This window comes from Streptomyces sp. GC420 (assembly GCF_009916105.1).
Classification (GTDB): domain Bacteria; phylum Actinomycetota; class Actinomycetes; order Streptomycetales; family Streptomycetaceae; genus Streptomyces.
This window is the reverse complement of record NZ_JAAAXQ010000045.1, coordinates 1-19,153: the sequence shown is the minus strand read 5'-3', so window position 1 is coordinate 19,153 and position 19,153 is coordinate 1. Positions and strand designations below refer to the sequence as shown.

Genomic DNA, 19,153 nt, shown 5'->3' with positions numbered 1-19,153 from the left:
TCGTCCGGGATGGGTGAGATTTCGTACAACGGCGCCACGCGGGACTCGAACTATCGTCCGCACATCGCCCGTGTGCCCGCTCCCCGCGCGGGGGAGAAGCACGGTGTGGACGGTGAGCGCGCGACGGGACCGACGAGACGCCTGGTACTGACGACGCTCACCGCCACGGCGCTGGGCACCTTCGCCGCCGGCTGCGACACGCAGGACAAGCCGTCGCAGGACAAGCCGGGCGAGGTGCGCTCGCCGTTCACCGGCCGGGCCGCGACACCCGGCCCGGTACTGGCCGTGAAGATCGACAATGTGGCCGCCGCCCGCCCCCAGACGGGTCTGGACGCCGCGGACATCGTCTATGTGGAGGAGGTGGAGGCCGGGCTGACCCGGCTGCTCGCCGTGTACTCCTCGCGACTGCCCGACGTCGTCGGCCCGGTGCGCAGCGCCCGCGAGTCCGATCTGGAACTGCTGCGGCAGTTCGGCCGGCCCGCCCTCGCCTTCTCCGGGGCGCAGTCCGCGCTGCTCCCTCTGATCGACGCGGCCCCGCTGTATCCGCTGCCGCCGGACAAGGCACCCGCCGCCTACTTCCGCGGCCAGGACCGTGCCGCCCCGCACAATCTCCTGCTGCGCCCGGAACGCGCGCTGAAGGCCGCCCCGGACGCGAGCGAGGCCGGGGACATCGGCTTCCGCTTCGGAGCGGCGCCGGTCGGCGGGACGGCCACCTCGGGGCACACCGTCCGCTTCCCCGCGGCCCGCTACGCCTTCACCTGGTCCGCGGACCGCGACCGGTGGCTGATCGCCATGGACGGCACGGCGGCCCGCACCTCCGGCGGGGACCGGCTGGGGGCCGCGACGGTCGTGGTGCAGTACGTGACGGTGCGCTCGTCGCGGTTCCACGACCGCTGGGGCAGTGTCTCGCCGTACAGCGAGACCGTGGGTTCGGGCGACGCGCTCGTGCTGCGGGACGGCAGGGCGCACGAGGCGCGCTGGTCGCGCACCTCGGCACAGAGCGGCACCCGGTACACGACCCCCGGCGGCGAGGAGCTGGCCTTCGCCCGGGGGCCGGTGTGGGTGGTGCTCGCACCCCGCTGACCCGGCCGACGGCACAGGCAAGCGGCGCCGGCGGGCGGCACGGGTGACCCGACGGGCGGCACGGGCGCGCCCCGCCCCGCCCGGCCGCGGCGAACCGGGGGCCGCCGGTCTCCGCCGGTGTCCGCCGGGCCTCCTCCGGGCCTCCTCCGGTGTCAGTCCTTGAGGGCCGTCGCGACCTCCTGGGCCGTGGCGACGCTGGACTGCGGGTTCTGGCCGGTGATCAGGGTGCCGTGGACGACGACCCTGCTGCCCCAGGCCGGTCCCGCGTCGACGATCGCGCCCAGGTCGCGCAGCCTCGACTCCACGAAGTACGGCAAGGAGTCGCCGAGCCCGCCCTGACGCTCCTCCTCGTCCGTGAACACGGTCAGCCTGCGTCCCGCGAAGACGAAGCCGCCGTCCTCACGCACCGCGCTGAGCAGCGCGGCGGGGCCGTGGCACAGGGCGGCGACGATCCGCCCCTCGCGCTCGAAGGCGTCCAGCAGCCTGCCGAGGTCAGGGTCCCCGGCGAGGTCCTCCATGGGGCCGTGGCCGCCGGGGAGGTAGATCGCGTCGTATTCGGACGCCTTGGCGCCGGCGAGGGCGAGGGGCTCGGCCAGTTCGGGCCCGAGCGAGTCCAGGTAGCCGCGGAAGCGTTCGGCGTCGGCCTTCTCGACCCCGCCGCGCTCGTCGAGGCTGATCGGGTCGACGGTGGGCCGTACGCCGCCCGGCGTGGCGATGTCGATCTCGGCTCCCGCCTCGCGCAGCACCCGGTGGGAGGCGGCGACCTCCTCGGCCCAGTAACCGGTGGGGTGGGCGGTGCCGTCGGCCAGGGTCAGGCTGTCGGCGCCGGACAGGACCATGATGCTTGGGCGGCCCGGGAGAGCTGCTGGCCGCCCGTGTGCTGCCCTCACTGGCCCCGCTGGCGCCGCGCGGGCTGCGGCTGCGCGTGACCCTCGGCCTGGCGGACGACCTGCTGTCCGCGCTGTTCGAGGCGCGGCTCGACCTAGTGGTGTCCGCCGTCCTTCCCACCGCGCAGAATCTTGGAGAGCTGCTGGCCGCCCGTGTGCTGCCCTCACTGGCCCCGCTGGCGCCGCGCGGGCTGCGGCTGCGCGTGACCCTCGGCCTGGCGGACGACCTGCTGTCCGCGCTGTTCGAGGCGCGGCTCGACCTGGTGGTGTCCGCCGTGCGTCCCACCGCGCGGAATCTTGTCGTCTCGCCTTTCACCGACGAGGAGTTCCTGCTGGTGGGGCCGCCCTCACTGGCCCGCACCATCGACGCTGGACTGCTGGCCGAGTCACCGGTGAAGGCACCGGCCCACCTGCCGCTCGTCGCGTACTCAGCGGAACTGCCCGTCGTACGCCGCTACTGGCGCAGCGAGTTCGGCCGCCGCCCGCCCAACGAGGTCTCCGTCGTGGTGCCCGGTCTCCGGGCGGTCCTGGCCTCGGTCGTCGCGGGAGCGGGAGTGTCGGTGCTGCCCCGCTACCTGGCCGACCCCGCCCTCGCCTCCGGGTCGGTCGAGATCCTGCACCAGCCGGAGGTCCCGCCGCTGAACACCCTCTACCTCGCCACGCGCACCGGCTCCCTCGCCGACCCCTCGGTCGCCGCGGTCCACGAGCGGCTGATGGACCGCTCGCGGGCCTGGGGCCCGCTCTAGGCATGCCGCCCCCGGACATGAGACGGGTCGATCCTGCCTGTCATGGCCCGGCCAGATGCGACATCCTGGTGTGCGTCGGCGAGCGCTGCTGCGTGGAGAGGGCCGGAGAGGGCTTGCGGGTGCCTGGGGGGCGACGTGACCAATGGCGGCACAAGGCCGGGCCAGGTCGTACGGGACCGGTGGCGCCTTCGCGCCCGCCTGACGCTGTGGGCGGGGCTGAGCCTGTCGGCGGGCGCCCTGGGAGCGTGGGCGTACGCCCGCACCGGTGCCTCCACCGCGGACGTCGTCCGCGACCTCGCGGTCGGATGGTCCTTCGCCGGGGCCGGTCTGGTCGCGTGGTGGCGCCGGCCGGCCAATCGCACCGGCCCGCTGATGCTGGCGGAGGGGCTGACCTGGTTCCTGGGCAACCTCCAGGGCACGAGCGTCCCGCTGCTGTTCGCCGTGGGCGCCTGGTGGGAGGCCCTGAACATGGCCGTGCTCGCCCATCTCCTGCTCGCGTTTCCCGACGGACGGCTCGGCACGCGCTTCGCGCGGTCCGTCGTGACGGCGGGCTACGGGCTGACGGCCGTGGGCGGGCTGCTCCGGGCCGCTGTGTACGACCCCGCGGCCAGCGGCGGATCCACATATCTGACGTGCGCGGACTGCGGTCCGAACGCGCTCCTCGTCGTCCACGACCCGGCCCTGTTCGACGCCGTCGACCTCGGCTACCGCTGGCTCGGCGCCCTGATCACCCTCGCCTGCGTGGTGGCCCTGGTGCGGCGCTGGCGGGTGAGCTGCCCGGCCCGCCGCCGTGTCCTGCTCCCCGCCTGGGCGGCCGTGGCCGTCGCCGTGGCCTTCATCGGCTGGGAGGCCGCCTACGCCCTGGCCCCGGAGTTCCCCGGGCGGCCCGGGGCCGGGACGGTGCTGCTGCTGTCGGACCTCAGCCAGGTGTCCGTCCCGATCGCCTTCGCTGCCGGACTGTTGCGGATGCGGCTGCACCGCGCGGCGGTCGGCGGCCTGGTCGTCGAGGTCGGCGCGCATCCGACACCGCACCTGCTGCAGAGCGCCATCGCACGTGTGATGGGTGATCCCTCGCTCCGGCTCGGCCTGGGCGCCGGCGCCCCGGGAACGTACGTCGATCCGGACGGCCGCCCGCTGCCGCTGCCCGCGCCGGACTCCGGCCGCACTGCCACGGCGGTGGAGAGCCGCGGGAAGCCGGTGGCCGTGCTGGTCCACGACACGGCGCTGCGGGAGGACCCCGGGCTGGTGACCGCGGTGGCCGCGACCGTGCGGTTGTGTCTGGAGAACACCCGGCTCGGAGCCGAGATCGCCAGACGTACCGAGGAGGCACGGGCCAGGCACTCCCGCCTGCTGGAGACGGCCGAACGCGAGCGGCGCCGGCTCGAGCGCGACCTGCACGACGGGGCGCAGGCACGCCTCGTCTTCGCCCTGATGGCGCTGCGCAGGCTCGACGCGGGTCTGTCGCGCGGCGCGGACCCGGTCCTGCGCGGCACCGTGGCGGAGGCCGACCGGCTCCTGCGGCAGGCGCTGAGCGATCTGCGGGACATCGCCCACGGCATCCACCCGGCGGTTCTCGAACGGGAAGGCCTCGGTCCGGCGGTCACCTCGCTCGCCGAGCAGTCGGCGATCCCCGTGGTGGTCGCTGTCGAGCCCCGCCGCCTGCCCCCGCTGATCGAGTCGACCGCGTACTTCACCGTCTGCGAGGCGCTGTCCAACGCCTCGAAGCACGCGGGTGCGCGGGCGGTGAGCGTCATGGCACGGGTCACCGGCGGCAGGCTGGTCGTGGAGGTGACCGACGACGGTTCGGGAGGGGCGGACCGTGCGGGCAGCGGGCTGCGCGGGCTCACCGACCGGGTGGCGGCCGTGGGCGGCACCCTGCACGTCGAGAGCGCCGCGGGGAGCGGAACCCGGATCCGGGCGGAGCTGCCGTGCGCGTGATCATCGCCGAGGACTCCGTGATCTTCCGGGAAGGGCTGGTACGTATCCTGACCGAGGCGGGCGTCGTCGTGGCCGGCCAGACCGACGACGTCGGCCGGCTGCACGAACTGGTGAGCACGCACCGTCCCGACGTGGCCGTGCTGGACATCCGCCTGCCGCCGACCTTCACGGACGAGGGGCTGCGTGCCGCGCGCGACATCCGTGAGCGCCATCCGGGCGTCGGCGTCCTCGTCCTCTCGCAGTACGTGGAGACCGGCAGTCCGCTCCGGGCCCTGGCACGTGACCCGCGGGGGTTCGGCTACCTGCTCAAGGAACGGGTCGCGGACATCGACGAACTGACCGACGCACTCAAGCGGGTGGCCGACGGCCAGTCGGTCGTCGATCCGGAGGTGGTCACCCGGCTCCTCGGACGGCGGCGCCCCGCCGGTCCGCTGGACGAACTCACCGACCGCGAGCACGAGGTCCTGGCCCTGATGGCCGAGGGCCGTTCGAACGAGGCGATCACCCACCGTCTCGGGGTCAGCGGCAAGACGGTCGAGACGCACGTGCGCAACGTCTTCGCCAAACTCCGGCTGGAGCCCGGCCGGCAGGACCACCGGCGGGTGCTGGCCGTGCTCGCCTACCTCCGGCGGTGAACCCCCTCCGCGCCGGAGGTGAACCGCGTCGGCGTCTCAGGGTCTGCCCTGATGTGCCCTCCCGCGGGTGCCCGTACGTTCGGATCCGTCAGTGAGACGGACACGACGAACGCGGGGGCCGACATGGTGTCACGTGAATCCGGCGGGGCGGTCAGGAGGCTCGCCGCCCTGTGCGTGTCGGCGGTCATCGGCGCACTCGCGGTGGCGGGATGCGGCCCGCAGCCGGGCCGGCCCGCGTCCGACGGCGCGAAGGACCCGGGACGGCTCCGGGACCTGACGTACGCGGAGCAGATAGTCGTCGAACGCCGCGAGGAGGAACTCGTCAGGAAGTGCATGGAGAAGGCGGGCTTCCGGTACTGGATCGGCCCCGTCGCGGGTGTCGCCGACCGGCAGGGCAACGGCTACGTGCTGGACGACGTCGGCTGGGCGAAGCAGCACGGCTACGGCGGAAGGCTGGACGAGCGGGCCGAGCGGGCCCAGCTCGGCGACCGCAACGCCGCATACGCGAGGTCGCTGTCCAGGGCCGAGGCCCGCCGCTACGACACGGCGCTCGACGGCACACCGTCCCGTGGTGCGGTGAGCGTCGAGCTGCCCCTGGGCGGCGTCGTCCTGATGCCCCGTGACGGGTGCCGCGCCACGGCCATGGACCAGTTGTACGGCGACTTCCCCGCCTGGTTCCGCGCCAAGAAGACGGTGGGCAGCCTGACCGCCCTGTACGCGCCGGACATCGTCGAGGACCCGCGCTTCGTACAGGCGCTCGGCCAGTGGGCCGAGTGCATGCGCTCCGCGGGCCGTCCTTACGCAGACCCGCAGCTGATCCGGCGGAAGCTGCCCGGTCTCACCCGGGGCATGAGCCCCGCCGCGGCACACGCCGTCGAGGTGGAACTCGCGGTCGCGGAGGCCACCTGCGCCACCCGCACACCTCTGGTCCGCACCGCGCGGGCCCTCGAGAAGGAGTACCGGGCCGAGAAGCTGCGCCCGTACCAGGACGACATCGCCGCCTTCCGGCGCATGAACCTCACGGCGCTGGCCCGCGCCGGAGCGGCGGCGGGCTGAGCGCCCGCACCGAAGGCTTCCGCGGCGGTCGAAGCCGCGGAGCGCGACCGGTACCGGCCAGTGCCGGCCGGTACCGGCATCCCGTAAGACCCGCGGCAGGACCCCGCGGCAGAACCCGGCAGAAGAGAAGAAGGAGATCCGTCATGCGCAAGACATTCGCCGTACTGGCAGCGCTCGCCCTCGCGGGCCTGGGAGCGGCCGTGCCCGCAGCGGCCGCGCAAGCGGCCCCCGCCGGGGCTCTCGCCGACTGCGGCGACGCCTGGCCCAACGCCACCTCCGGCTACTTCTACGCGTACTCCGGCACCTACTGCAGCGGCTACCTGGGGAAGGCCGCGGGGAACGACTCCGACTGGGGGGACAGCAGCGGTTCGTTCCAGGGCAGCGACACCAACAGCGCGAGTTCCGTCCTGAACAAGGGCACCTCGGGCATGGCCGTCGCGGTCTACAACGGCACCGGCACCGACTGGGGCGGCGGCTACGCCTGCCTGGCCCGCAGCGAGTACTACGCGAGCAACCTGAGCGACGACTCCTTCAGCAGCGGCGCCGGGGTCAACAACGGCATCAGCTCCCACCGGTGGGCGTGGAACTCCGAGTGCTACGGCCATTTCCTGACCTGACCGCGCCAGGTCCGGTCCGCCTCGGGGGAACCGGACCGGAGCGCGGCGCCCCGGCACCGGTCACCCGGTGCCGGGGCGCCGCGCGTCCGCCGGGTCCTCTCAGCCGCCGGCCGACAGGACGCTGTCCGGCCCGAGTTCGCGGGGCGAGGTGTGTCCCGACAGCGCGAGCGTCAGGTCGAACTCCGCCAGCACGGAGCGGATGACGTGGTCCACGCCGGCCTGGCCGTCGAGGGCGAGGCCGTAGGCGTACGGACGGCCCAGCAGGACGGCGCGGGCGCCGAGGGCGAGCGCCTTGAAGATGTCGTCGCCGGTGCGGATGCCGCTGTCGAAGAGGACGTCGATCCGGTCGCCGACGGCCTCGGCGATGGCGGGCAGCGCGTCGGCGGCGCCGATGGAGCCGTTGACCTGGCGGCCGCCGTGGTTGGAGACCACGACGCCGTCCATGCCCGCGCTGGCGGCGCGGCGGGCGTCGTCGGGGTGCAGGACGCCCTTCAGGACGATCGGACCGTCCCAGTGCTCACGCAGGAAGGCGAGGTCGGCCCAGGTCTTGGTGGGGTCGGCGAACATCTGGACGAAGTGCAGCACGGCGGCGTTCAGGTCCTCCTCCGGCGGCTTGGCGAGGCCGGCGCGGAAGGCGGGGTCGGCGAAGTAGTTGGCGGTTCCGATCCCGCGGAGGAAGGGCAGGTACGCCTGGTCGAGGTCGCGGGGCCGCCAGGCCAGCAGCCAGGTGTCGAGGGTGACGAAGAGCGCGGTGTAGCCGGCGGCCCTGGCCCGCTTCAGGAAGCTCAGGGTGACCTCGCGGTCCTTGGGCCAGTACAGCTGGAACCACCGCTCGCCGGCCCCCGCCGCCTCGGCGATCTCCTCCAGAGTGGTGCTGGACGCCGAGGAGGCGATGACGGGCACGCCCTGCGCGGCCGCGGCCCGCGCGGCGGCGGGTTCGGCGTCCGGGTGGAGGATCGACAGCACGCCCACCGGGGCGAGGGCGAGCGGCGCGGGCAGGGTACGGCCGAGCACCTCGGTCGTCAGGTCGCGCTCGTGGACGTCGCGCAGCATCCGGGGCACGATCCGCCAGCGGTCCAGGGCCTCGCGGTTGGCCCGCTCGGTGCTGCCGCTGCCCGCGCTGCCCGCCACGTATCCGACGGGGCCGGGAGCGAGCCGCCGCGCGGCCAGTTCCTCGAGCCGGGTCAGGTCCGTGGGCAGCCTCGGCACCTCGTCGTTCAGCCCGTTGAGGTAGATCTCGTACTGGTACGCCGACCAGTCCTTGCCGCTCATGACGCCGTCCTCCCCTTTGAGGATCCGCAGGGCTTCCGCGAACCCGGCGACCCGCGAACCTGCGAACCTGTGAACTTGCGAAGCTGTGATTCTGCGAAGCTGTGATTCTGCGACCCGCGGACGTTCCCGCGACCGCGACCCGGGACGGCGCCGCGGCCGGCCTAGCGCTCCGAGTGACCGAGACTCCTGCCCGGCGCCACCCGGTCCCGTACGACGCGCTTCACTGCGGTGGGTTCGGGGAAGCCCTGCTCGCGCCGGTCCCAGACCGTCTCCTCGCCGACCCGCACGGTGAAGACGCCGCCCTTGCCCGGCACCAGGGCCACTTCGGCGACGTCGGTCTCGAAGGTGGTGAGCAGTTCCTGAGCCAGCCACGCGGCGCGCGGCAGCCATCGGCACTGGGTGCAGTACTCGATCCGGATGCTCTTCTTCGCGGGGGCGGCCGGTTCCATCGGTTCCATCGGGTTCGTCGGGTTCGTCGTCATGGGACAGCTCCAGGCGCTCGGTCCGTCGGGACCATCATGGTCAACGCGCGGCCCGGGCGGAACGCGGGGGCGCCGTCCGGGTCCGTACGCCGGCCGGGCGGGGCCTGCGCCGGTCGCCGCCGCGGGCGAAGAAGTCGGCGAGCGGCAGGGTGGCGGCCCCGACGGTGACGGCGTCGGGGCCGAGCAGCCCGAGCTCGATGCTCGTACGTCCGAGGGGGTGCCGCAGCGCGTAGCGGGCGGCGTGCTCCCGTACGGCGGGCAGCAGCCGGGGGCCGAGGAGCAGCCCGGCCCAGCCGCCGATCAGGATGCGGTCGGGGCCGAAGAGGTTGATGAGGCCGGCGATGCCGGCGCCGAGGTATTCGGCGGTCTCGTCCAGCAGCGCGGCAGCGATGGGGTCCGGCTCGCCGCTCGCCGGGTGGGCCGCGTCGAGGAGCGCCGCGAGGGCGGTCTCCTCGCCTGCGCCGTCGGGCGGGTGGCCGCCCGCCTCCGCCCAGCGCTCCAGCAGCGCCTCCGCGCCGGCGTAGGCCTCCAGGCAGCCGCGCGCCCCGCAGCGGCAGCGGCGGCCGCCGACCCGCAGGGTGGTGTGGCCCCACTCGACGGCCCCGCCGTGCGTCCCGCCGCAGTGAGCGCCGTCGGTGACGACGCAGGCGCCGACGCCCGAGCCGATCAGGGCGACGGCGGCGTCGCGCGCGCCGCGGCCCCCGCCGAACCACATCTCCGCCTGGCCCAGGGTCTTGGCGCCGTTGTCGATGAAGAAAGGCACCTCGGCGGGGAGTTCGGAGCTCTCGCGGAGCAGCGCCTCGAGCGGGACGCCGTCCCAGCCGATGGTCTGGCCGTGCACGACGGCGCCCGTGTCGCCGCCGTGGTCGACGATGCCGGGCACTCCGACACCGACGCCGACGAGGTGGCCGGTGCCGGTGCCCGCGGTGTGCAGTGCCTCGGTGATGCCCTCGCCGATGTGGCCCGCGATGCGGGGAACGTCGTAGCCGTGGTGGGCCAGGGGCCTTTCCGAGCGGGCGAGTTCCGTGAGGGAGAGGTCGAAGAGCCCGACCCTGACGCGGGTCTCGCCGACGTCGACGCCGATGAGGTGGCCGCTGGCGGGGGCGACGCGCAGCAGGGTGCGGGGACGGCCGCCGTCGGAGTCGACGGCACCGGCCTCCTCCAGGAGTCCCTCGGCGGCGAGCTCGGCGACGACGTTGCTGATGGAGCCCGAACTCAGGCCGGTGACGGGGCCCAACTCCTGCCTGCTGAGCGGCCCTTCGAAATACAGCCGTCGCAGGACCGCCGACCGGTTGCCCCGCCGCAGGTCACGCACTGTTCTCTGGTTCCGCTCGGCCATGTGGCTCCTTCCGTGCTCGCAAGATACCCGGGAACGCCGAGGCCCGGGTCCGGGCCAGGACCGGGCCAGGACCGGACCGGCCCGGCCCGGGATTCCGGACCGCACACGGAGCGCTTGTCCGGGGCGACGGCGGGTAGCCGGATGCCATGGGACTCGTCGAAACCTCCGTACTGGTAATGGACTGCTCCGAACCCGAGAGGCTGCCCCGCTTCTACACGGCGCTCCTCGACGGGGAGGTGTACGCGGGAGCGGGCACCGACCGGGTCGAGATCGTGGGCAACGGGGGCACGCACATGGCCTTCAGGAGGGATCTGAACGCCACTCCCCCGAGCTGGCCCCGCCCGGACGACTCACTGCAGACCCACCTCGACCTCATCGTGGCCGAGGGCGCGATGGACGAGGTGGAGCGCCGGATCATCAGCCTCGGCGGCCGGGCGCTGTCCACGGCGGACACCGTCGGACCGCAGGGCGTACGGCTCTACTCGGACCCGGCAGGCCACCCGTTCTCGCTGCGCACCTCGCGGGTCTCGGGCCCGAAGACCGGCTGACGCGCGTCGGCGTCGGGCTCACCGGGACGCGCCCCTCGGTCTTGCGCGTACGTGCATGCGCTCGCCCTGCCTGCCGAAGAGGCTCAGGATCTCGGCGGGCTGCCCGTCCACTCCGCTGAACCAGTGCGGCACGCGGGTGTCGAACTCGGCGGCCTCGCCCGGCCCCATGATCAGGTCGTGGTCGCCGAGCACCAGCCGCAGCCTGCCGCCCAGGACGTACAGCCAGTCGTAGCCCTCGTGGGTGCGCGGGTCCGGCTCCGGGCCGCGGTCCGGGACGATCATCTTGAACGCCTGGAGCGGTCCGGGCACCCGGGTCAGGGGCACCACCGTGCCGCCGGCCGGGCCCTTGCGCGGTGCCAGCCGGACCCGTGGATCACCCACCTCGGGCGCGCCCACCAGTTCGTCCAGCGGTACCTGGTAGGCGGTGGCGAGGGGCAGCAGCAGCTCCAGGCTCGGACGGCGCTGACCCGACTCCAGCCGGGACAGGGTGCTCTTGGAGATGCCGGTGGTCTCGGCGAGCGCGGCCAGCGTGATGCCACGCTCGGCGCGCAGCCGCCTGAGCCGGGGCCCGACCTGGGTCAGGACGGCATCGAGGGCCGGTGACTGGTTGTTCATGGGCGCATTCCACCGCGTCCGTCCCGGAAACCGCAACAGGAGTTGCCGTTCCATCCGGGCGGGGTGCACGCTTCCCGGCATGAGCCCACACCACCCTTCGGAACACGGGAAAGACGCCGTTCACGGCAACGGCGGTGGCCACGGCGGCGGCAACGGCGGCCGTCACGGCCACGGTCACGGCCGTGGAGCGCACGGCCACTCGTCGCACGACACCGACATCGACTGGGAACGCATGGCGCCCCAGCTCGAGAGCGGCGCCGAACTCCAGCTGCCCGGGCTGCGCGACACGGCGGCACGGCTGCGCGGACTCCTCGGCCCCGGCCGGGAGGTGCGGCGCGTGCTGGACATCGGAAGCGGCCCGGGAGTGATGACATGCGTACTCGCCGAGGCCTTCCCCGAGGCAGAGGCGGTCGCCGTGGACGGCAGCACGGGCCTGCTGGACCTCACCCGGAAGCGGGCCGAACGGCTCGGCCTCGCCGGGCGGGTGAGCGTGCGTCACGCGGAACTGCCCGACGGCCTGGACCAAGGGCTCGGCACGGCGGATCTGATCTGGACCAGCAGGACCGTGCACCATCTGGGCGACCAGCAGCGCGCCCTGGAGTCCCTCGCCGCGGTCCTGCGGCCCGGCGGCCTGCTCGCCCTGTGCGAGGGCGGACTGCCGATGCGCTTCCTGCCCCGTGACATCGGCATCGGACGGCCGGGCCTGCAGGCCCGGCTCGACGCGGCGGGCGACGAGTCGTTCGAGGCCATGCGCGCAGACCTGCCGGGCAGCACCCGCGTCGTCGAGGACTGGCCGGCGCTGCTCACCCGGGCCGGGCTCGTTCCCTCGGACGCGTTCTCCTTCCTCGTCGATCACCCGGCGCCGCTGCACGAGCCGGCCCGCGGCTATCTGCACGGGTATCTGGCGCGGGTGCGGGACATGGCGGACGAACTGCTCGACGCGGAGGACCGGAAGACGCTCGACCTGCTCCTCGACGCCGAGGCGCCCGAGGGTGTCCTGCGGCGGCCCGATGTCTTCCTGCTGACCGCGTCGACGGTCTTCACGGCGGTACGGCCGGCCTGAGGGCCGCACCTCGACCTACGGGGCACGGAGCACGTGAGCCCCGCCGCGCCCGAGCGCAGCGGGGCTCCCATACCCCCGTACCGGCCGCGGCGGCGCTGGGAGGAAGGGCAACGCCGCCCGGACCGGACTCTGCGCCGCTTCCGGGCTGTCACGCGAAACGTTCAACCGCACCCGGAACAACGCGCGAACGGCCGCCGAGGTTATGGCCCGCCCGCTGTTCACCCGATCCGGTGAGGCCGGGGTCTCGGCGACGTGGGACATCGCGGAGAGACCGTGTCCCGTGCGGATGCGGTCCCGGCCTTCAAACGGTCCGGCAGGGTGATCCAGTTGCCGTCCCGGCGCCCCGGGTGTCCTCTGGAAATCACCCGACGAGGGAAAGGAGCCGGCCATGCAGGCACACGCGGCACACGCCCGGGCGCACCAACGGGCACACGTCTCCGCGGGCTGGGCGACACCCGTCACCATCGGTGTCGTGTACGGCCTGTACGCGTGGTTCCTGGCGAGGAACGAGCAGTACACGGCCGGCGCCGCGATCGTCGGTGTCGTCTCGGGCGCCGTCATGGCACTGTGCCTGTACGGGCTGCACACAACCCGGTCCCGGGTGATGCCGGAGCTGAGAGGCCTGGCCTACGGCGCGCTCGCGGGCATCGGCATCGGATACCTCTACAGCCTGGGCGGCGGCTCCCTGCTCGCCACGTCCATCATGGGGCTCATCGTCGGCCTGTGCGTCGCCGTGGCCGCGATCTACCGGTTCACCACCCGGCCCGACTGAGCCGACGCCGTGAGCCCGTGAGCCTCCGGCGCCCGCCCTCCGACCGGAGGGCGGGCGCCGGGGCCCCGGTGCGCGCCGTCGCGCCGCGCGGGGCCCCGGGACGGAGTCCAGGCACAGGCAGTCGTGCCCGCCCGCGCGTACGCGGACCGGGCATTGTGCCGGGCAGGAGCCCACGACATGGCCTGGCGCCGTCATGGGCTAGCGCCGTTGGCGAGGCTCCCTGGTCATGGACTCCAGCACCCGACGGGTCTCGGGGCCGTAGGCACCGAGGGGATCGTCCGTGATGCCGTTGATGCCCTGGAACCGCGCGACCGCGGTCCACAGCCTGGCGTCGTACTCGCCGTCGGCCCGGCCCCGGTACGCGCCTATCTGCGCCAGCCGTTCCTGAAGTTCGACGACCTCCGGGCCGCGGGAGCCCACCTCCAGGACGGGCGCGGAGGCGGCCGTCGGGGACGGCCGCCGCGAGGGCGCCCGGGACGGCTGCTCCGGGGCGGCCGGGGCCGCGCGCGAGGGCGAGGCGGCGACACCGGCGGCGCTGGTGGCCGCGGCCGGGGAGGCCGAAGGGCTCGCCGAACGGCTGGGTGAGGCCTCGTCGCGGGTGGCGCTCGGCGAGGGTCCGGCGCTGCGGGTGGGACCCGCGGGCACGGACTCGGTGACCTCGGGATCGGGCAGTGCCTCATCGTCCTCCGTGCCGCCGAGTGTCCACGCGGCCAGGGCACCGAAGCCGATCACGACGACCGCGGCACCCGCCGAGATCACCGCGGTCACGGGGCGCTTGCCCCGCTGCCGCCGCGCCGCGCGGCCGCCCGGCGCACCGGCTCCGCCCCGCCCCTCCGGCGCGTGGGCGAGCAGCCCCAGATCCTGGGTCCAGGGCCCCGCCCCTGCGCTGCCGGGGAACGGCTCGCCCCCGACGGGGAACGGCCCCGCCGGGACGGGGAGGTGACCGGCTGCCGCGGGCGGCGCCTCACCCTCTGCGGGAAACGGCCCGGCCTGGACGGGCACCACCTCTCCCCGGACGACGGGAAACGGCCCGGCCTGGACGGGCAGCGCCTCGTCACCGGCGGGAAACGGCCCGGCCTGGACGGGCAGCGCCTCGTCACCGGCGGGAAACGGCCCGGCCTGGACGGGCGGGGAGCCGGGCACGGGTACGGAGCCGGGCGCGGGCGGGCCGAACCGCTCGGGCGGAGTGCCGTCCGGGTGCCGCTCCCCGACGGCCGGTTCCGGGACCGGTTCCGGTGCCGCTTCCCGGGCAACCGTGTCCCGGACGGCAGCCTCCTGACCGGCAGCCTCCTGGCCGACAGCCTCCTGGCCGACCGTTCCCTGGCCGACCGTTCCCTGGCCGGGCGCAGCCTGCACAAACGATTCGCCACCCGGGACCGCCACCGGCTCGGGCGCGGCACCGCCAGAGACGTGCTGCCCGCCCTCCGCGGGCTCCGGCAGCTCGACGTACGGGCGCGCGCGCAGCGAGCCGTAGCGGTCCACCACAGTCACCGTCTCACCGGAGCGACACGTGCACGCGGGACCACCCGCTTCCGTCCGACCCGTACGGCACGACGGACACCGATCTTTCACCGAACCCCCACCCGACGCGGAATGGCAGTGATTATGCAGCCCCCGCGAGACGGCCGCACACCGGTCCCCCGAGCCGTGGGCGCACGCACAGCCGACCCTCAGCCGAGCGGGGTCACGCTCCCGGACAAATGCCTCCGCCCGGACTCCTCGCCGCACACCTCGAAGGCCCACCCCTGCCCGTCGCCGACCGGGAAAGGGGCGGAAGGCGCGGCCGGGGCGGCACGGAATCGCACCTCCCCGGGCAGCAGCAGCGGCGCGCGGAAGGCGACCTGCGCCTTGAAGGCGCCGGGCAGGACCTCGTCGAGGGCGGCGAGGCACCGCGCCTTGGTCCACATGCCGTGGGCGACGGCCCCGGGAAATCCGAACGGCCGGGCGGCGAGCGGGTGCAGGTGGATCGGGTTGCGGTCCCCCGACACCGCGGCGTAGGCCCGCCCGGTGGAGGCGGGCACGCCCCAGCGGCCGTCGATCACCGCGCCGCCGGCGAGCTCGCCGTCCGTCTCCGCGCCGCTGTCCACCGGGCGGGGGCCCGGCCGAGGTGCGCCCGAACCACAGCGGTACAGATAGGTGCTGACGGACCGCCAGACGACGTCCGGACCGGCCGACGCCTCGGCGACGACCTTGAAGGCGGTGCCCTTGGGATGGCCGTACGGCCGTCTGACGCCGACCTCGTAGGAGAGCCATTCGGCGGCGGACAGCGGGCGGCGCTGTTCGATCCGGTTGGCGATGTGGACGAGCCCGAGCAGGGGGAAGGGGAAGTCCCTGCGGGTCATCAGAGCCATGGCCAGCGGAAAGGCGACGAGATGCGGGTACGTCGCGGGCAGCCGCTGCCGGTCGGGGAATCCGCACACCTCGGCGTAGCGGCGCAGCCGGACCCGGTCGGCGGGGGCCGCGCGCAGGGCGAGCCTGATGTCGGGCACCGAGGCGGCTCCCCCGGTCGCGCCCCGGGGCACGAGCGCCCTGGCGTAGAGCCCGAGCAGGCCGGGGGCGCGGGCAAGTTCCTGCGTGCGCACCCCGCTCACGCTTCCTACGGAACCCGCACGCTCACCGGCCATTGATTTCCTCCTGACTCCGGAGTAAGTCTACTGATCGGTAAGAACTTTGGGTATGGAAGTCTCGTAACGCTAATCCGTCGGACGGGAGCCGCTCATGGGCGTGCGCAGGGATCTCGGGCGGGCCGGGGCGCGCGCGGATCTGGCCGTACGCGTGCGCCACGAGGTGATCCGCGAGGACGGCGCGGTGCGCGAGGTGCGGGCGGCCCCGCCGGTCTCGGGAAGCATCGCAGACAAACATGCCCGATCCGGTCCCCGCATCGCCGGGGCCGGTGGATGTGACCCGTGACCGTCCTGCCGTAGGGGACAATCGGGAGCATAAGCAAAGCCGTATCGAACCGAGTCGACAAGCTCGGTCGTTCACGGCCGAGTAGTTGACTGAGAAGAACGGCCCAAGGTGAAAAAGCGGCACGCGGTGGAGGCCGCGTACGCCGGTGAGATCGAGGCGGTCTACGGCGGCCGGCCGGCCGTGGGCGGGGCCCGGGAGGACGGCGGGCGGCACGGGGCGTGATACTGGCGGCGTGATCTTCGACAGTGTTCAGCGCCGGCTCCTCGGCGACGTCCTCGACCTCGGGCGGGACCACGGGCTCGCGGTGACCGGCGGCCATGCAGTGCGTGCGCACGGACTGGTGGACCGGGCGGGACCCGACCTCGACTTCGCGACGGAGAGCCCGGTGCCGATGGGCGAACTCGCCGTCTCACTGCGGGATGGGCTCGCCGCCCGGGGCCGCCGGGCCGAAGTCCTCGAAGTGGTGCCGCTGATGGCGCGGCTGCGGGTCACCGAGGAGCCCGGCGGGGAGCCCGTCGAGGTGCGGGTGATGAAGGAGGTCCTGTGGCGGCCCCCGGTGCAGACCGGAATCGGCCCGGTGCTGGATCTGGAGGACCTGGTCGGTACGAAGGTCAGGGCGCTGGCCGACCGGGGGCTGGCCAGGGATGTGGCCGCGGTGTACGCGGCCCGCGACCGTTTCGGCCGCGGTGACCTGGAGCGGCTGGGCGCCCGCCACGACGAGGCGTTCGACCTGCGGGATCTGAACGGCCGGCTGGAGCGCCTGGAATGGGTCGACGACGGAGCGTTCAGGGCCTGCGGCCTCGATGACGAGGAGATCGGGCGGCTGCGGGCCTGGGCCGCCGACTGGCAGCAGGACATCGCGGAGCGGCTCGCGGAACCCTATGACGAGGGTGCCGAGAGCGACGAGGAGCCGGACGGCGCCGAGGAGCCGGAGGGCTGAGCGGCACTGGGCGGCCGGGGTACGGGGCCCGGCGGCGGCGGGGGCCCCGGCCGGCCGGGGAGACCGGCGCGCCCCGCGGCGTGGGGGGCAGGGGCGCGCCGGCGCTGTGGGTCCGGTTCAGCGGATGGGCATGCCGGACAGGGTCCGCGCGATCACCAGGCGCTGGATCTCGCTCGTACCTTCGAAAATGGTGTAGATGGCGGCGTCGCGGTGCATCCGCTCCACCGGGTACTCGCGGGTGTAGCCGTTGCCGCCGAGGATCTGCACGGCCTGTGCGGTGACCTTCTTGGCGACCTCGCTGGCGTACAGCTTCGACATCGATCCCTCGGCCGAGGTGAACGGCTTGCCGTTGACGGCCATCCAGGAGGCGCGCCACACCAGCAGCCGGGCCGCGTCGATCTGGGTGCGCATGTCGGCGAGCTGGAAGGCGACACCCTGGTTGTCGATGATGGGGCGGCCGAACTGCTCACGTGTCTTGGCGTAGTCGAGGGCCACCTCGTACGCGGCGCGGGCGGTGCCCACCGCCATGGCGCCGACGGCGGGGCGTGAGGCCTCGAAGGTGGCCATGGCCGCGTTCTTCACGCTCCCCCGGCCGCCGCTCTTCGCCTTCTCGCGGGCACGGGCGAGGCGCTCGTCGAGCTTCTCCTTGCCGCCGAGCAGGCAGTTGCCGGGAACGCGGACGTTCTCCAGGACGACCTCGGCGGTGTGCGAGGCGCGGATGCCGTGCTTCTTGAACTTCTGGCCCTGGGAGAGGCCGGGCGTGTTCGGCGGGACGATGAATGAGGCGTGCCCCTTCGAACCGAGTTCGGGGTCGACGACGGCGACGACGACGTGGACGTTGGCGATGCCGCCGTTGGTCGCCCAGGTCTTGGTGCCGTTGACGACCCACTCGTCCTTTGCCTCGTCGTAGACGGCGTGGGTGCGCATGGAGGCGACGTCGGAACCGGCGTCGGGCTCGGAGGAGCAGAAGGCAGCGACCTTGACGTCGTTCGGGTCGCCGTACATCTGGGGGATCCAGGTGCCGATCTGTTCCTCGGTGCCGTTGGCGAGGACCCCTACGGCGGCCAGACCGGTGCCGACGATGGACAGCGCGATGCCCGCGTCGCCCCAGAAGAGTTCCTCCATGGCCATTGGGATGCCGAGGCCGGTGGGGTCGAAGTACTGCTGGGCGTAGAAATCGAGGGAGTAGATGCCGACCTTGGCGGCCTCCTGGATGACCGGCCAGGGTGTTTCCTCACGCTCGTCCCACTCGGCCGCGGCGGGGCGGATGACGTCGGCGGCGAAGCCGTGCAGCCAGTCGCGGACCTCTTTCTGGTCGTCGTTGAGTTCGAATGCGAACTCCGCCATGTCCCCTCCAGCAGTGCGTGACCCAAGATGTTACTAGCGGTAACAGCAGTCTGTTACCGGCCAGTAGAGCATGTCAACTCCCGTCCGCCCCTCGAACGGCCCCGGAGACGGGGTGTTACTTTGCGCGTGCGTGACCGAAACTTACGGGCGGGGAGAAGAACCCATGGAGACCACTCAGCAGACCGATCACGAACGTTCGGCCGAACGTCGGCGCCGGGAACTGCTGGAGGCCGCCGACCGGGTGGTGCTCCGCGACGGGCCCGGGGCGTCGATGAACGCCATCGCCGCCGAGGCCGGCATCACCAAGCCCATTCTCTACCGGCACTTCGGCGACAAGGGCGGCCTCTACCGCGCCCTTGCCAAGCGTCACACCGACGCCCTCCTCGACTCCCTGCGCGCCGCCGTCGACGCGCCCGCCGACCGGCGCGAGCGCGTCGAGGCCACGCTGGACACCTATCTGGCGGCGATCGAGGCCAGGCCCCAGGTCTACCGCTTCCTGATGCACCCGGCGGAGGACCGGCCCGAGGTTCAGGAGGTCACCGAGCAGGGTTTCGACGTGGGCCGCCACTCGGCACCCCTGCTGCGGCGGCTCGGCGAGGAACTGGCCAAGGTCATCTACGACCGGGTCGACCTCGGTCCGGCCAGCGAGCAACTGGCCCGCGTATGGGGCCACGGCATCGTCGGCATGATGCACGCGGCAGGCGACTGGTGGCTCGGCGAACGCCCCTGCTCCCGCGAGGAATTGGTCAAGTCGCTCGCCGACCTCCTGTGGGGCCGGCTGGCCGTCGCCGCCGACCGCGTGGACGGCCCGGGCTTCTGACCCGCCCATCACACCCTCCCGCCGCCTCGGACGGCTGCCCCAAGATCCAGCACCGCCGACAATCGAAGCGCGGGGAGCAAAAA

19 protein-coding genes are annotated in these 19,153 nt (G+C 73.6%); 11 read left to right on the top strand and 8 right to left on the bottom strand.

Features of this window, described 5'->3' with window-relative positions:
- Positions 1-9 precede the first annotated feature (9 nt).
- Entirely contained in the window at positions 10-1,083 is a 1,074-nt protein-coding gene (locus GUY61_RS08695) for a DUF3048 domain-containing protein (protein ID WP_166629496.1), read from the top strand.
- 152 nt (positions 1,084-1,235) lie between these two features.
- Here the strand turns inward: GUY61_RS08695 and GUY61_RS08690 are convergent, their stop codons facing one another.
- Complete coding sequence (locus tag GUY61_RS08690; RefSeq protein ID WP_166629495.1) at positions 1,236-1,922, bottom strand: type 1 glutamine amidotransferase domain-containing protein; 687 nt, start codon at positions 1,920-1,922, stop codon at positions 1,236-1,238.
- A gap of 5 nt (positions 1,923-1,927) precedes the next feature.
- Here GUY61_RS08690 and GUY61_RS08685 point away from each other — a divergent pair, with 5 nt between their 5' ends.
- From GUY61_RS08685 to GUY61_RS08665, 5 genes are all read left to right on the top strand, one after another.
- The gene (locus GUY61_RS08685) at positions 1,928-2,716 is read left to right on the top strand and encodes a substrate-binding domain-containing protein (RefSeq protein WP_208105729.1); all 789 of its coding nucleotides are present in this window, start codon (positions 1,928-1,930) and stop codon (positions 2,714-2,716) included.
- A gap of 135 nt (positions 2,717-2,851) precedes the next feature.
- A complete protein-coding gene (locus tag GUY61_RS39900; RefSeq protein WP_313896577.1) occupies positions 2,852-4,654 on the top strand; it encodes a histidine kinase in 1,803 nt (600 codons plus the stop codon).
- Positions 4,651-5,289 carry a response regulator transcription factor gene (locus tag GUY61_RS08675; RefSeq protein WP_166629510.1) on the top strand — a complete coding sequence of 213 codons (639 nt, stop codon included), beginning with the start codon at positions 4,651-4,653 and terminating at the stop codon, positions 5,287-5,289. The genes GUY61_RS39900 and GUY61_RS08675 overlap by 4 nt, the downstream gene beginning before the upstream one ends.
- A gap of 123 nt (positions 5,290-5,412) precedes the next feature.
- Positions 5,413-6,345, top strand: a complete 933-nt coding sequence (locus GUY61_RS08670) for a hypothetical protein (RefSeq protein WP_166629493.1) — start codon at positions 5,413-5,415, stop codon at positions 6,343-6,345.
- Between the two features lie 143 nt (positions 6,346-6,488).
- Positions 6,489-6,962 carry a hypothetical protein gene (locus GUY61_RS08665; protein ID WP_166629492.1) on the top strand — a complete coding sequence of 158 codons (474 nt, stop codon included), beginning with the start codon at positions 6,489-6,491 and terminating at the stop codon, positions 6,960-6,962.
- Positions 6,963-7,061: 99 nt separating this feature from the next.
- Here the strand turns inward: GUY61_RS08665 and GUY61_RS08660 are convergent, their stop codons facing one another.
- The 3 genes from GUY61_RS08660 to GUY61_RS08650 all read right to left on the bottom strand — a co-directional run bounded on the left by GUY61_RS08660 (position 7,062) and on the right by GUY61_RS08650 (position 10,055).
- Entirely contained in the window at positions 7,062-8,234 is a 1,173-nt protein-coding gene (locus GUY61_RS08660) for a lactate 2-monooxygenase (protein ID WP_166629491.1), read from the bottom strand.
- Between the two features lie 161 nt (positions 8,235-8,395).
- Positions 8,396-8,683: a SelT/SelW/SelH family protein gene (locus tag GUY61_RS08655; protein WP_208105731.1), complete on the bottom strand. Its 288-nt coding sequence runs from the start codon at positions 8,681-8,683 to the stop codon at positions 8,396-8,398.
- Positions 8,684-8,756: 73 nt separating this feature from the next.
- Positions 8,757-10,055, bottom strand: coding sequence for an ROK family transcriptional regulator (locus GUY61_RS08650; protein WP_166629490.1), 1,299 nt, complete (start codon positions 10,053-10,055; stop codon positions 8,757-8,759).
- 146 nt (positions 10,056-10,201) lie between these two features.
- Between GUY61_RS08650 and GUY61_RS08645 the strand changes: the two genes are divergently transcribed.
- On the top strand, positions 10,202-10,603 hold the full coding sequence (locus tag GUY61_RS08645; RefSeq protein ID WP_166629489.1) for a VOC family protein: 402 nt from the start codon (positions 10,202-10,204) through the stop codon (positions 10,601-10,603).
- An 18-nt stretch (positions 10,604-10,621) separates the two neighbouring features.
- Here GUY61_RS08645 and GUY61_RS08640 read toward each other — a convergent pair whose 3' ends face one another.
- Positions 10,622-11,218: a helix-turn-helix domain-containing protein gene (locus GUY61_RS08640; protein WP_166629488.1), complete on the bottom strand. Its 597-nt coding sequence runs from the start codon at positions 11,216-11,218 to the stop codon at positions 10,622-10,624.
- Between the two features lie 79 nt (positions 11,219-11,297).
- Here GUY61_RS08640 and GUY61_RS08635 point away from each other — a divergent pair, with 79 nt between their 5' ends.
- Both GUY61_RS08635 and GUY61_RS08630 read left to right on the top strand, forming a co-directional pair.
- Positions 11,298-12,281: a trans-aconitate 2-methyltransferase gene (locus GUY61_RS08635; protein ID WP_166629487.1), complete on the top strand. Its 984-nt coding sequence runs from the start codon at positions 11,298-11,300 to the stop codon at positions 12,279-12,281.
- 388 nt (positions 12,282-12,669) lie between these two features.
- Complete coding sequence (locus GUY61_RS08630; RefSeq protein WP_166629486.1) at positions 12,670-13,053, top strand: hypothetical protein; 384 nt, start codon at positions 12,670-12,672, stop codon at positions 13,051-13,053.
- A 198-nt stretch (positions 13,054-13,251) separates the two neighbouring features.
- Here GUY61_RS08630 and GUY61_RS41480 read toward each other — a convergent pair whose 3' ends face one another.
- The gene (locus GUY61_RS41480; protein WP_166629485.1) at positions 13,252-14,544 is read right to left on the bottom strand and encodes a peptidoglycan-binding protein; all 1,293 of its coding nucleotides are present in this window, start codon (positions 14,542-14,544) and stop codon (positions 13,252-13,254) included.
- A 179-nt stretch (positions 14,545-14,723) separates the two neighbouring features.
- Positions 14,724-15,644, bottom strand: a complete 921-nt coding sequence (locus tag GUY61_RS08620; protein ID WP_313896576.1) for a MaoC/PaaZ C-terminal domain-containing protein — start codon at positions 15,642-15,644, stop codon at positions 14,724-14,726.
- 551 nt (positions 15,645-16,195) lie between these two features.
- Here GUY61_RS08620 and GUY61_RS39890 point away from each other — a divergent pair.
- Positions 16,196-16,903, top strand: coding sequence for a nucleotidyl transferase AbiEii/AbiGii toxin family protein (locus GUY61_RS39890; RefSeq protein WP_166629483.1), 708 nt, complete (start codon positions 16,196-16,198; stop codon positions 16,901-16,903).
- Positions 16,904-17,020: 117 nt separating this feature from the next.
- Here GUY61_RS39890 and GUY61_RS08610 read toward each other — a convergent pair whose 3' ends face one another.
- The gene (locus GUY61_RS08610) at positions 17,021-18,250 is read right to left on the bottom strand and encodes an acyl-CoA dehydrogenase family protein (protein ID WP_166629482.1); all 1,230 of its coding nucleotides are present in this window, start codon (positions 18,248-18,250) and stop codon (positions 17,021-17,023) included.
- Positions 18,251-18,413: 163 nt separating this feature from the next.
- On the opposite strand from GUY61_RS08610, the gene GUY61_RS08605 reads away from it, so the two are divergent.
- Positions 18,414-19,070, top strand: coding sequence for a TetR family transcriptional regulator (locus GUY61_RS08605; protein WP_166629481.1), 657 nt, complete (start codon positions 18,414-18,416; stop codon positions 19,068-19,070).
- The last annotated feature ends 83 nt before the right edge of the window (positions 19,071-19,153 follow it).